This is a genomic window from Desmonostoc vinosum (genome assembly GCF_059505385.1).
The window spans coordinates 26,144-38,690 of sequence record NZ_JCACKM010000326.1 but is presented as its reverse complement, the minus strand read 5'-3'; the positions used below and the strand labels follow the sequence as shown (position 1 = coordinate 38,690).

At 40.6% G+C, this 12,547-nt stretch carries 11 protein-coding genes; 7 read left to right on the top strand and 4 right to left on the bottom strand.

Features of this window, described 5'->3' with window-relative positions; genetic code table 11:
- Window positions 1-226 precede the first annotated feature (226 nt).
- From AC5JMF_RS32470 to AC5JMF_RS32460, 3 genes are all read left to right on the top strand, one after another.
- Entirely contained in the window at window positions 227-928 is a 702-nt protein-coding gene (locus AC5JMF_RS32470) for a sugar transferase (RefSeq protein ID WP_495799823.1), read from the top strand.
- A gap of 207 nt (window positions 929-1,135) precedes the next feature.
- Window positions 1,136-1,552, top strand: a complete 417-nt coding sequence (locus tag AC5JMF_RS32465) for a hypothetical protein (protein ID WP_495799822.1) — start codon at window positions 1,136-1,138, stop codon at window positions 1,550-1,552.
- Between the two features lie 82 nt (window positions 1,553-1,634).
- Entirely contained in the window at window positions 1,635-3,029 is a 1,395-nt protein-coding gene (locus AC5JMF_RS32460) for a TldD/PmbA family protein (protein WP_495799821.1), read from the top strand.
- Between the two features lie 85 nt (window positions 3,030-3,114).
- On the opposite strand, the gene AC5JMF_RS32455 is transcribed toward AC5JMF_RS32460, so the two are convergent.
- On the bottom strand, window positions 3,115-3,435 hold the full coding sequence (locus AC5JMF_RS32455; RefSeq protein WP_495799820.1) for a hypothetical protein: 321 nt from the start codon (window positions 3,433-3,435) through the stop codon (window positions 3,115-3,117).
- 31 nt (window positions 3,436-3,466) lie between these two features.
- Here AC5JMF_RS32455 and AC5JMF_RS32450 point away from each other — a divergent pair, with 31 nt between their 5' ends.
- From AC5JMF_RS32450 to AC5JMF_RS32440, 3 genes are all read left to right on the top strand, one after another.
- Entirely contained in the window at window positions 3,467-3,601 is a 135-nt protein-coding gene (locus AC5JMF_RS32450; protein ID WP_495799819.1) for a hypothetical protein, read from the top strand.
- A gap of 348 nt (window positions 3,602-3,949) precedes the next feature.
- Entirely contained in the window at window positions 3,950-5,170 is a 1,221-nt protein-coding gene (gene queA, locus AC5JMF_RS32445) for a tRNA preQ1(34) S-adenosylmethionine ribosyltransferase-isomerase QueA (RefSeq protein WP_495799818.1), read from the top strand.
- Between the two features lie 164 nt (window positions 5,171-5,334).
- Window positions 5,335-6,393 (top strand): tetratricopeptide repeat protein, encoded by a 1,059-nt coding sequence (locus AC5JMF_RS32440; protein ID WP_495799817.1) that lies wholly within the window; start codon window positions 5,335-5,337, stop codon window positions 6,391-6,393.
- Between the two features lie 313 nt (window positions 6,394-6,706).
- On the opposite strand, the gene AC5JMF_RS32435 is transcribed toward AC5JMF_RS32440, so the two are convergent.
- The 3 genes from AC5JMF_RS32435 to AC5JMF_RS32425 form a co-directional block, all read right to left on the bottom strand.
- Window positions 6,707-9,235, bottom strand: coding sequence for an ATP-binding protein (locus AC5JMF_RS32435; RefSeq protein ID WP_495799816.1), 2,529 nt, complete (start codon window positions 9,233-9,235; stop codon window positions 6,707-6,709).
- Between the two features lie 310 nt (window positions 9,236-9,545).
- A complete protein-coding gene (locus AC5JMF_RS32430; RefSeq protein ID WP_495799815.1) occupies window positions 9,546-10,043 on the bottom strand; it encodes a DUF2059 domain-containing protein in 498 nt (165 codons plus the stop codon).
- Window positions 10,044-10,165: 122 nt separating this feature from the next.
- The gene (locus tag AC5JMF_RS32425) at window positions 10,166-11,641 is read right to left on the bottom strand and encodes an aminotransferase class I/II-fold pyridoxal phosphate-dependent enzyme (RefSeq protein ID WP_495799814.1); all 1,476 of its coding nucleotides are present in this window, start codon (window positions 11,639-11,641) and stop codon (window positions 10,166-10,168) included.
- A gap of 252 nt (window positions 11,642-11,893) precedes the next feature.
- Here AC5JMF_RS32425 and AC5JMF_RS32420 point away from each other — a divergent pair, with 252 nt between their 5' ends.
- A complete protein-coding gene (locus tag AC5JMF_RS32420; protein WP_495799813.1) occupies window positions 11,894-12,292 on the top strand; it encodes a hypothetical protein in 399 nt (132 codons plus the stop codon).
- Window positions 12,293-12,547 lie beyond the last annotated feature (255 nt).

Genomic DNA, 12,547 nt, shown 5'->3' with positions numbered 1-12,547 from the left:
GTCAGTAAAATTACTGTTTAATTACATAAAAAAATGTTTAAATAGCATTTATTTGAATTTTTTTAAGAAAAAATACTGGAAATTTATAATACGCTACTGAATTGAAAGATTATGTAAACTTTGGATTTTCTATTTTCCGCAGATTGTATTTTTGCTTAATATTACTACTGATTAGAAAATCAGTAAAAACGGCGAAAAAAGTAAAAATAGAATAAAAATCACGCTCATGTCTACTTTTACTGCTGGTAAAAAAATTCCTGTTGTAGAAGAATTAGTTGCAGTGAATCATCTTCACTCAGCTAATCCGACACAGCAGCCTTTACATCCCTCAACTGTAAGTACTACAAAAAGATTAATAGATATTCTTGGAGCTATTGTTGGGTTAATAATTACATCTGTGATAGCAATTCCTGTAGCGATCGCTACATTTTTTCATGATCCAGGCCCAATATTTTATTCTCAGATTCGCTGTGGTTTGAACGGAAAACCTTTTCGGATTTGGAAATTCCGTTCCATGATCATTGGTGCTGATAAACTCAAGCATCTAGTCAAAAACCAAGCCAAGGGTCATATTTTTAAATCTGTTGACGATCCTCGAATTACTCCTGTGGGTAAATTCTTGCGGCGTACTAGCTTAGATGAATTACCTCAATTTTGGAATGTGCTATTGGGAGACATGAGCCTAGTCGGCACTCGTCCCCCCACTCCCGATGAAGTCATGCATTACGAACCCCACCATTGGCAAAGATTACGAGTCAAACCAGGCATGACTGGAGAATGGCAAGCTAATGGCCGCTCTAGCATCAAAGACTTTGAAACCATCGTCAGCATGGATATGGATTATCAGCGTAAGTGGTCTATCGCTTATGATTTGAGGCTAATTATCAAAACCATTGGTGTGGTATTGAAAAAGAGTGGAGCGTATTGAATTTGTCAACTTCACCACCCAAATGAGCTGTTACAAACCGCTCCCTGCTCCCCCAACGCGTAAATTAAATAATTCGTAATTCGTAATGACGCGACGCTCCTGTGTCGCTCTAAGCGAAGCTATGCCGCAGGCTTTACGCTAACGCTATCGAGGACTCGCTACCGCTGCGAAGCGCGTAATTCGTAATTAAATGCTTAACAGCTTATCATGAGCAAACCAATAGTTTGGGTAAATGGTGACTGTCTCAGTCCATACAACCCTTCGCTACAAAAATATGCTAATGCCCCAGCTATTTGGGTTTGGGATGATGCGCTCATAGAGGAATGGCAACTGAGTCTTAAACGCCTTACATTTATCTACGAATGCTTGCTAGAGTTACCCGTTACCATTTGCCGTGGTGATGTAGCAAAAGAAGTTTTAGCCTTTGCTCAAGAGCATGATGCCAATTTAGTAGTGACAACCGCAAGTCCCAGCCCCAGGTTTGATGATATTTGCAATCAAATAGAGCATTCTCTGACATTGGAAGTGCTAGAAGTTGAACCATTTTTCGAGTACGACGGCTACATAGACTTAAAAAGATTCTCGCGCTATTGGAAAGTAGCAGAGAAACATGTTTTTGATTAGGGACTCATTCCCCATTCCCAATTAACACTTGTTGCCAAAATAATTGCAAAATAAAGGCAGTTCGTCATGATTGTGATCTGATATGCCGACTACGCTCGCTGATGCACAAAATTTACTTTCTGATCTGATCGCCCGCTACTCATCTCGCGTAGACTACCTGATGATTCGCCTCGAAGAAGCAGAAGGGACTGATATCTTGTTGCGTGGCGACAAGGTAGAAACCCTGAGTGAAGGTATTTCTATTGGTGGACATATTCGCGCTTGCTATAAAGGTGGATGGGGATTGAGCAGCTTTAACCATCTAGGAACAATTACTGAACGTATCGAAGAAGCGATCGCAGCTGCCAGAATGGTAGGAGATGAAGAAACTATACTTGCCCCTATTGACTCTGTGCAAGCAGTATGCAGTCTTCCTCTGGTAGGAAGTGACCCTCGAAAAATCCCGTTAAGTAGTAAAAAAGAACTATGCGATCGCTATACTGATTTGCTCAAAAGCGTTGATCCTCGCATCACCATTACCTCAGTACGCTACGGAGATAGCGCTCAAAGAGTCATTCTCGCTAGCTCAGAAGGTACTCTCATCGAACAATCTTGGATAGATATGGAGATGCGCTTTGCCGCCACTGCTAGAAACGGCGAAACCGTCCAAACAGGGCGAGAAACCACTGGTTCTCGCAAAGCCTATGAAGATTTAACCAATTTAGATGCACAAGTCAAGAGTGCAGCTCAAAGAGCTGTTGCTGCCTTATCTCTGCCATCAGTTAAAGGCAATACCTACACTGTAGTCATCGATCCCATCCTCACTGGTTTGTTTGTTCACGAAGCCTTTGGACATCTTTCTGAGGCCGATATGGCTTATGAAAACCCAGATTTACTGGAAGTTATGACCATCGGTAGGCGATTTGGCCCAAAAGAACTGCAAATTTTTGATGGTGCTGCCCCAGAGGGACATCGGGGTAGCTATTTTTATGACGATGAAGGTACACCCGCCACCACTACCCAACTAATTAAAGATGGTGTTTTGGTCGGGCGCTTGCATTCTCGTGAAACCGCAGGCAAGTTGGAGGAAACACCAACAGGCAATGCTCGGTGTCTGAATTATCACTTCACACCCATTGTACGGATGACCAACACCTGGATTGAACGGGGTAAAACGCCAGTTGCAAACTTATTTACTGGTATTAAAGAAGGAGTGTATGCCCGTAATTGGTTAGGGGGGATGACTAATGGCGAAATGTTTACCTTTAGCGCTGGGGAAGCGTGGATGATTAGAAATGGTAAAATTGCTGAACCTGTACGGGATGTGACACTTTCAGGTAATGTTTTTCAAACTCTGGCAGATATTGAAGCGATCGGCAATGATTTTTACTGGGATGAATCTGGTGGTTGCGGTAAAGGCGGACAAAACGGCCTACCTGTAGGCTGCGGCGGCCCTAGCCTGCGAATTCGAGATGTAGTAGTTGGTGGCGAAGCATAACATAGATGCTTTTAACTAAGCTATTTCTAAAAAAAGAGAAATGATAAACTCTTGACTATTAACCAATTTCCCACTCCCGACTTACTCAACCAAGTACTTTCCTCAGTAAACCTATCCACATATCCGGAGGATCGCAATAGTAATCGATTGCTTCAACTTGATATTTGTATAATTCACTGCCACGTCGCAAAATAATTTGATGACCGGGTTTTACACCTTTGCCTATTCCAGTCATGTACCCTTCGGTGCCTTCGTTTAGCGGCTCAAATACATAGTCGCTTCCCCAAATAAATTGACTATAATCGTGTATTTTATTCTTTGTTGATTCGTTAGTAGGAAGTTGGAGTTGAGCTAACTTACTTAGCAAACTGAAACTTGCGCTCATACCTGTTCTAATCAAAGACATAAGTTGAGTTCTCCCAAAGAAGATATTAACGATGAAGAGTTCTGGCCTCCAGGTGAATCTCAATCCCTGTCAATCACCAATTCAAAGCCAAACAGGTGAAAAATGCCATCAGGAATTAGCTGCATTGTCAGACAATAAAGCCAATTCATCAGCTAATGTCAAATAAGTAATAGCACCCATAAGTAGGAAAACGGAGACTTGAAGCATCCATTTTGTACACCATTAAAAACCAATTTTAAAAGTACCTCAAAAAGGAAAAATTAAATCTTTTTAAGACTTAATTATCTTTTCTCATTTTCAAGCTACACCAAATTTTATCTAATGTCGATAAATATATCGTTAATTATGCAATCGATACTTGAGGATTCAGTTTTGATATTAATATTGAACGCTTAAGAGTGTAGTGACTATTAATAAGTAATATTGTGTCCGTTTTAATACTTAAACTGTTGTGTGTGCAAGGAATAGGCAATAGGTAAAAACACTAAAAAACTAGCGATTAAACTAAATTACTATGCAGAAAGAACATCAAAACTTCAAAACACTGGCAAGTTCTAACGAAACTTTTATTCCACCAGCAAAAGATGTTGAATTAGATTGTTCATTAGCTAGGTATGACTATGAACTACCTCCAGAACTCATTGCCCAAAACCCAGTAGTTCCCAGAGATAGTTCGCGGTTACTGGTGATTAATTCTCGTACTACAGGCAATGAAACAGCACCTCTGCACCATATTTTCCATGATTTACCCGAATTACTGCGCCCTGATGATTTGCTAGTCATGAATAATACTAAAGTTATTCCAGCACGACTGTATGGGCATAAATCCACAGGTGCTGAAATAGAGGTATTGCTATTAGAAGAACGACAGCATAATTGTTGGTTAGCCCTAGTTAAGCCAGGAAAACGCTTCAAATTGGGAACAAAGGTTATGTTTGCTGCTAGGGAGGCGGGTGTTAAGGATTGGAAAGATTCTTACCCAGTTCCCAGCGATGCACTGAGCCTGTCGAAGTGTCCCCAACTCACGGCTACAGTTCTGGCAACAGATGCAGCAACCGGGGGGCGTGTTTTACAGTTTGATGTGCCACAGGGAATGTCTTTAGTGCAGCTTTTAGATGTATTTGGTGAAGTGCCTTTACCGCCTTATATCAATGCATCCCAAGCAGTTGCGGAACAGTATCAAACCGTGTATGCTCAACAGCCAGGAGCGATCGCAGCCCCCACGGCTGGGTTACACTTTACTCCAGAATTACTAGAAAAGTTACGCGATCGCGGGATTAATCAAGCTTCGATTACGCTGCATGTTGGTGTAGGAACTTTTCGCCCTGTGGAAGTGGAAGATGTTACTACTCACCAAATGCATGAAGAATGGATAGAAGTTCCTGCGGCAACGGTAGAACAAATCCATGCCACAAAAGCAGCAGGTGGACGAATTATTGCCGTGGGTACAACGGTAGTGCGAGCTTTAGAAGGGGCAGCACAGTCTGGTAATTTACAACCATTTTGTGACAAAACGGGCTTGTTTATCTATCCTGGTTATCAATGGCAAATAGTAGATGGTCTGATTACTAATTTTCATTTACCGCGTTCGAGTTTGCTGATGCTGGTAAGTGCTTTGATTGGTAGACAAAGGTTGTTAAATATATATCAAGTGGCGATCGCTTCTCAATATCGCTTTTATTCTTTCGGTGACGCCATGCTAATCTTGCCAGAAGCTGTAGGGAATGGGGAATAGGTGTTTCTTATTTCTCCCCCTGCCCCCTGCCTCACAGGTATAGGTATTTTACAACACCTATCATCTGTCCCCACCCATCTCACAGGGGTTTGGAATTTTTGCCTTCACGATGGGTACTCTGACTTATAAGGATTTCAAAAAGAATAAGTATAGGTATACCATTCATGTCTCAAAAGTATCAGCTAAAACTGTGTTTTCGCGGTTACTACTACGCGGCAGTTTTTTGTTCTTCAGTGTTTTTGATTTTAGCTGCACCAACATTTACTAATTTTTTAAATAGCAAGCTGTTAGCAGAAACCGCGATGAGTCAAGATTTGGTAGCAGCTAGCTTTTTTCAGCAAGGAGTTACACGCTACAACCGTCAAGACTTACAAGGTGCAGAATATGCTTTTCGTCAAGCGTTACGGCGAGATCCCAACCTAGAAGTGGCACGGAATTATTTAGGTAATATTTTTATGCTGCAACATCGCCCAGATGTAGCTATGCAAGAATATGCAGACGCGGTAAAAATTAATCCTAACTATAGTGAGGCTTATTACAACTTAGGATTAGCGTTTCATCGACAAGGACAAAAAGAAGCGGCAATTACCACTTACCGCCAAGCTTTGGTAATCGATCCTTCCATGGCCGCAGCACAGTATAATTTGGGTCTAGTGCTGTATGAACAAGGACAATTAGAGGAAGCGATCGCCGCATACCAACAAGCAATTAATTTGGATAGTAGCAATGCTAACGCCTATTTTAACCTAGCGATCGCTCTGCAACAGCAAGGTCAAGTAGAGCCTGCGATCGCTGCCTATCGTCAAGTCTTAAAGCTAGATCCTCAGAATGCTACAGCCCAGAATAACCTGGGAAGCTTAATAGCAATGAACGGACAACCCGCAGAGGCTGTTTCTGTCTATCAGCAAGCTGTTCGACAAAACCCCAAGAATGCTACTGCCTACTACAACTTAGGAGTAACTTTATATAATCAAGGCGACATCAAAAAAGCTAGTAGTGCCTTAAAACGTGCCCGTAATCAATACCGTGAGCAAGGTAATACCGAGCAAGTTGAGAAAATCGAGCAGTTAATGCAGCAAATTGTCCAGATACAAGAGCAACCTTCCCAAGCAGAAACTTCCGAACAACAACCACCAAATGAACTAGAAACACCTGTCAATCCTGACGATTTGCCTATGTCAGGTGAAGAAGAGTCTACTTCATTCAACACTGAGCAATACTAGCTTGAAACTAGGGGCTAGGGATTAGAGGCTGAGATTACGAATTACGTTAGCGCAGCGGTAGCGAGTCCTCGAGCGTCATTACGAATTACGAATTAACGTCTGATGTGAATTAGGAATACCGTTGATGAATGCAACAATAGCCCTCATCTCCCAACCTCTTCTCCCAAGCGTGGGAGAAGAGGAGCAATTTCAAAGTCCCTCTCCCAATTTGGGAGAGGGATTTAGGGTGAGGGCAAAGATTTATGACATCAGCAAGACCAATTTTTCCTAACTTAATTCACATTAAACGTAATTACGAATTACGAATTACGAATTAATATAAATCCAGCGTGAAATAGAATGTTGAACCAACACCTACACTAGACTCTACCCAGATTTGACCATTGTGCAATTCAACAATCTTCTTCACAATAGCTAGCCCCGCACCAGCTCCACCGCCGTACTTTTCTTGGGAGTGGAGCCGCTTAAAGAGTTTAAAAATGGTTTCCATATGATGTTCTGGAATACCAATACCGTTATCACGCACGTAAAAAGTGATTGCAGACTGAGAAGAGGGCGCGGTGAGGAGATGACGCGGTGAGGAAGTCGGAGTCTTTGATGCTACTTGCTTGATGCCAGGGAACTCATTCACCGCAGTGGCTGCGGTTTCCGTCGAGTCCGTTAGCGTTAGCGGTAGCGCCGTAGCAGCGTTACTTCCGAACCCATTCGCTGAAAGCGTTCCCGTTAGCGAAGCGTCTCGAAGAGAAGGGTAGGGGGACGCGGAGATATCTTTATCTTTCTCCGTGTCTTTGCGTCTCCGTGTCCCCGCGTCCTCTGGAACGTCCTCTGTTTTATCTAGGTAGCCAATCTCAATCCATTGTTCTGACTTGTCGTTGTATTTAAATGCATTGCCAATTAAATTACTAAAGACTTCGTTAACGAGAATAGGATCGCACTGAATTGTGGGTAGGAGTCGGGGAATACGAATATCAACAAGCTGAGAGTCTTGGCGACTAGCACGAAAAACATCAATTACTTGATGAAGTAATTCGTTAATATCAGTGGCTTGTAGGCGTAGTTGTGCTTGTCCTAGTTGCGAGAGCCGCAGCAAGGCATTGATTAAGGTTTCCATTCGCACAGATAAAGATACTACTGTCTGTAAGCACTCGATCGCATCATCATCTAAAACTTTGGTGTAGTCTTCTAACAGCACTGTTGAGAAATTATAAATACCCCGTAAAGGTTCCTTGAGATCGTGGGAAGCAGCGTAAGCAAAGGCGGCTAATTCTCGGTTGCTACGCTCTAATTCCAAATTGATTTTGGCTAATTCGTCTGCCTTAGAAAGTACAATACCCACGATCGCATTCCTTAAAGCCGTAACGCTATCAAGTTCACAAGCTTTCCAAGGTAGAGAAGTGAATTGTACCGTTTCTTGCCAGCTTTCAAAGGATTTTCGCGGACACAGGGTAACGCTGCCATCTGCCTCAATTTTTATTGATTCTTGAGGCTCGCCTGCCCACTGGACTGTTTGTATAACTTCGGGGCGAAACCAAAGGATATAATAACGCCGGATTTGAGAAATTCTTAATAGCAACAAGCCACTGGCTGTATCTTTGAATTTAATCGCTTCTGAATAAAGTTTCGCTAAAGAATCGGTGCAAAATAAATTCTCACTAATTTGAATATCTGTCCATTCAATTAGGGCACGCACCTCATCGATATTTGGTGTTGTCCATACAAGGTTAATTTCATTATCCAGACAAACCGCTGCTCCAGAAGCGCTGACAAGATCCAGCAAGCTAATTTCAGGTTTAATGAGGGCATCTATAAAATTGTCTGCTTGGGAAATTGACTTGATAAACTCAGACTGTAGCGATTTGAGTTTTACTTCATAGTCTAATTCTGATTGACTAACTTTATGCGCTAATTCCAGCGAAATAATTCGCCCTAGAAACTCACATATTTTCTGTACTTCGTAAGCAATGTACTTTGGTGTTTGATGATGACAGGCAATTAATCCCCACAACTTTTGCTCTTGAATTAGCGAAATTACTAAAAGAGCTGTCACTCCCATATTGCGATGATATTCAACACAACAGTCATCAAAACTCCTCAGTACAGATAAACTTAAGTCGAGGGGTTGATGTGTTGTGGGATTTTCAATTGGAATTAGCTTGGCAGGTTGAGCATTTAAATCTGGGATAAATCGAAATAAGCAACGCGTATATAATTCCCTTGCCTGTGCTGGAATATCTGTCGCCGGATAGTGAAGTCCCAGATAAGATGACAAATCTTCTCGTTTCACTTCGGCAACCACTGAGCCTGCTTTTTGGTGATCAAATTGATAGACCATCACCCGGTCAAAATCTGTAATTTCTCGGACTTCTTCAGCTACTAAATGTAAAAATTCTGTCAAGTTTGCTGTCTGTTGCATTTTGGCGATCGCTTCACTCATCAAACCGTGGCAGCTAAAAAAACTCGCCTCCTGCAAGCCTGCGGGTTGTAGTTCAACGATGACAGTGTCTTCTGTGCGATGAATGATGCTATGAAAGTACCGTTGCTGATTCTCAGTAATAATTAATACTCTAGTATTATGAATACTCCCAATTTTTTTTACCAAGCACTGCTCTACCTCTGCGACTTGTGGAGCATCAAGCAAGTAGCTTAGGGGTTTACCTAATAAATCTTCTGGCTCTTTGCCCAAGTACTCTAGAGTGTTATCACTAACTTGTAGTATCACTAAATCGATACTCAGCGCCAGTAGTACACCATGAGGTTGAATAGAGCCAGGGATGTGAATAGGTTTGCGATCGTGGTTTGTGAAAGAAGTTGTTTGGCTAGTAGTATATTCAGGCTGGCTCATAAATCAACTGATATGAAGCTGATTTTTACACAGATGCAATTAAATTTCACATTTCTTAAAATTGTATTGTATAACGAATTGTGCCTAAAAATAGTAACTGAATGAGCAACTGCTAATTATTGCCACCAAACTTGCTGATCACAAAAAACAAATTTTGTAGCTGATACCAATTCCCTTGGTGGATGGTTACGAACCAGAGTTTGAAACAGAATGTCGATTTGTCTGAGTTGATCCAAATAAGAAATGGGTAATAGCAGATAACTAATTACCCATTACTAATCAACAGTTTAAAGCAACATAGCACCAGTTTTTATTGGCGACGAATATAGCCTTCTGCCTCCAATTTCTGTATTGCTCTTTGAGCGGCTTCTTTTCCATATCTCACGCCAATTGCTGCGGATTCACTCGACAGTTGAGGAAGAATAGTAATTGTTTTTTTCCCTACAGGCGTTTGGTAAAACTGAATAATTTGTTTTATTTCCTCATTGGTATAATATTTACTATAAATAGGAATAATCTCATTGATCATGTCATCTGGTTTTAGTTCAGCAATAAAACTGTCCCAAAATTTTTGAGGGACATCGGGGTATTCTGTCTTCATCGTACCTATCAATTGAGAAGTTATCTTTTGAAAAAGATTTCTCGAACCAGTTATTTCTAATAACTTCTTAATATTATTGATTTTTTCAGGATCTTCAGTATTGCTAGCTGGTGCAGTTGTATTCGTTGGAGTTTGAGCAAATACGACACCATTAATACTTGTTGCAAATGAAAGTACTATTGCTGAAATCAAAAGTTTTATTTTCATTGATTTTATGCCTGATTTTCTCAAAAATACACTTATGCTAATTTTGTCAATTATTATAAGATATCATAATTGCAATAATGATGTAAAATCTGATGTTGCTAAATTCAGTTATAAATAATGATTTAGCGTGATTTTAAAACTTTTAATGTTTTGCAGCTAATATCAACACAACCACTGATAAATCCTCCCATTGCCAGAATTTTTTGTAGATAATTAATCACAGATTTGGTAATGATTTCTCCAGGCATTAAAACGGGAATTCCAGGAGGATAGGGACAGACGATTTCTGCACAGATGCGATCGCTTGTTTGTTCTAGAGGCAAGGTTTCGCTGGTAGCAAAAAAAGCTTCTCTGGGAGATAAATGTAAAGTATAAGTTGGTATACTGATAAAATTGTGTTCAACAGGGTTTTTAACCATTAAATTGGTACGACGATATTCTTTGGCAAGCGTAACGAAACCCTGCACCAACTGCTCAATATCAGCAACAGTATTGCCCAAACTAATAATAAAAGTCAGATGTTGCTGTGATGCAAACTCAGCAGTAACGCCCAATTTTTCATTTAAAATTTCCTCTGCTTCAAATCCAGTGATACCCAAATCGGACACGGTGACAGTTAGCCGTGTCTGATCAAAAGACATAAAGCCAGGTGTTTGTTTTGCTGGTGAGATATGCAAAACCGATAACCCAGCGATTTGGCTGATTTCGGTTCTAGCTTCCTTTGCAAGTTGCAAAGTGCGGGACATCAAAATTTTTCCTTGGGTGGCCATTTGTTGACGTGCTGCATCCAACGAAGCTAATAGTAAATAGCTAGGACTAGTAGATTGGACAAGTTGTAAAGCTTTACTGATGCGATCGCTATTTACCCTATCACCTTGAGTGTGCAACATTGATGCCTGCGTCATCGCACCAAGTACCTTATGGGTAGATTGTACAGTTAAATCAGCACCTGCGGTTAAGGCTGGGGTGGGTAACTCAGGATGAAAAGCAAAGTGTACGCCGTGGGCTTCGTCTACCAGTAGCGGAATATTGTATTGGTGAGTAATGTGAGCGATCGCCTGCAAATCACCACAAATACCGTAATATGTGGGGTAAACTACCAACACTGCTTTAGCATCGGGATGCTGTTGGAGTGCAGATTGTACATTACAGGGTGTGATACTGTGAGCAATATCTAACAGTAGGTCATATTCAGGATTGACAAAAATTGGTGTAGCACCAGAGAGAATTAAACCAGCGATCGCAGAAGAATGTACATTCCGTGGCAAGATAATTTTATCCCCAACACCACAGGTAGCTAAAATTGCCGCCTCAACTCCACAAGTGGAACCATTGACAAGAAACCATGTTTGTGAAGCACCAAACGCCTCAGCCGCTAGCTGTTGTGCTTCTTGAATGGCACCACCAGGCGCAAACAAATTATCTAACCCTGTTAATTCTGTTAAATCAGCACGAAACACGGCTTTACCCAATAAATCAGTCAATAGTTCAGAGATTCCCTCTCCCTGCTTATGTCCTGGAGTGTAAAAAGCAGCATGGGAACGTGTCATCCAGGTTTTGATGGCATCTAATAAAGGTGTTTGGTTTTGATTGAGCATTTTGTTGAGTACTCAGGCAGAATTAAATAATTCGTAATTCGTAATTCGTAATTAATTACGCAAAGTTTACAAGATTTTATTAAATCTTTATAGCTTTGATCTCGAAATTCTAACGCTTAATGTGAATGGTTAAGTCTGATTTGAAAAACAAAATAGCGAGTCAAAATTTATTAGCTCAAATGTTGAACAAAATCTGAAAAAGGGTAATTTAAGCTTGTAGAGCAAATATATACAAACTTAAAGGAACCTATCATGAAAATCTTCTACAGCAAAAGCACAAAATCTATTTCCGGTATTTTCGCTACAGTTTGCGGAGCTGCTTCGATATTCACAGCCACACTAGGAATACCGGCCTCTGCGCTTGCGACAACATCAGTATTTAGCTGTAGTGCTGAAGATGTGTATATTGAAGTTTCTCGCCTCAATAATGGAGTATTAAGTTATTCAGCATATAATATTCCCACCACATTGCGACGACCAGATTTGATAATTCGTGGTGGTACAGCTAGACGTAATCAAGATGGAGAGGTAGTTTACAGATTTAGAAATAAAAATTATTTGTATGCTGCTATCAAAAATTCAGGTTATGGTAGAGTATTAATTTACAAAAATAATAAATTAATTGCTACCAAATATTGTGGTGATGTTTAAAACAAGAAAAACAAACAGTCTAGGTTTTCTAAAACCTTTAAGTAGGCTGACTTAAATTAAATATAAAATGCTATTTTTATAAAAAAGCAAACAAAACGCCCATCCGACAAGATTAATCAAATCTCTTGTGGGGTGGGCGTCTCGCCTGTTCTATTTTAATATTTTTGGTTCTTCAGTCTCTGTTATGCCAAACTAGATAATTACAATTCAAATGTCCCCCACATCCTTACACCCCTTGTCAAAGTAAGTATAGGT